This is a genomic window from Streptomyces sp. CO7, from assembly GCF_053474865.1.
The window spans coordinates 1-1053 of record NZ_JBRIOU010000037.1 but is presented as its reverse complement, the minus strand read 5'-3'; the positions used below and the strand labels follow the sequence as shown (position 1 = coordinate 1053).

The following is a 1053-nucleotide window of genomic DNA, read 5'->3' as shown; positions in this document are numbered from 1 at the left end:
GTGGTGCGCTGGTCCCCGTACGTCTCGACGGGGCCGCGCTGCGCCGGCGTGCGGCGGACGGCGCCCTGCCCGCCCCGCTGCGTGGACTCGTCCGTGCCCCGCTCCGGCAGGTCGTCGTCCAGGGGACCGCGGCGAGCTGGGCGGAACGCACGGCCGCGCTGCCCGGCCCGGAACGGGAGAACGCCGTCGCGGAGCTGGTGCTGGGAGCGGCCGCCGCGGTGCTGGGACACGCCACCCCGGCCTCGATCGACGGCACCCGTGCCTTCCGGGACCTCGGCTTCGACTCGCTCACCGGCGTCGAACTGCGCAACCGCCTCGTGGCAGGCACCGGTCTGCGGCTGCCCGCCACGGCCGTCTTCGACCATCCGTCGCCGCAGGCGCTGACCGCGTTCGTGCTGTCGCTCCTGCCCGGCGGCGCGGCTGCCCCGGCCGGGACTACAGCCTCGGCCGTCGCCGTGCCCGTCGCCGACGACCCGATCGCGATCGTCGGCATGGCCTGCCGCTACCCCGGGGGCGTGGCCTCGCCGGAAGACCTGTGGGACCTCGTCGTCTCGGGCACGGACGCCGTGGGGCCCTTTCCCGCGGACCGGGGCTGGGACCTGGCCGCGCTGTACGACCCGGACCCGGAGACCCTCGGCACCTCGTACGCCCGTGAGGGCGGATTCCTCTACGACGCGGGCGACTTCGACGCGGAGTTCTTCGGGATGAGTCCCCGTGAGGCGCTCGCTACCGATCCGCAGCAGCGGCTGCTGCTGGAGACCGCGTGGGAGGCCTTCGAGCGGGCCGGCATCGCCCCCGCCTCGCTGCGCGGCTCGCGCACCGGCGTCTTCGCCGGCGCGATGTACCACGACTACGTCACCGGACCGGCCGGCATCCCCAAGGAGTTGGAGGGTTACCTGCTGACCGGCAACACGTCGAGCGTGGTCTCCGGTCGGGTGGCGTACACGTTCGGTCTGGAGGGGCCGGCGGTGACGGTGGACACGGCGTGCTCGTCGTCGCTGGTCGCGTTGCACCTGGCGGCGCAGGCGCTGCGGAGCGGTGAGTGCGATCTGG

At 74.6% G+C, this 1053-nt stretch carries 1 pseudogene; it reads left to right on the top strand.

Going from position 1 to position 1053, the window contains the following annotated elements:
• Nucleotides 1-8 precede the first annotated feature (8 nt).
• Nucleotides 9-1053, top strand: a pseudogene (locus tag ACOV8S_RS30965) (type I polyketide synthase); the annotation flags it as partial.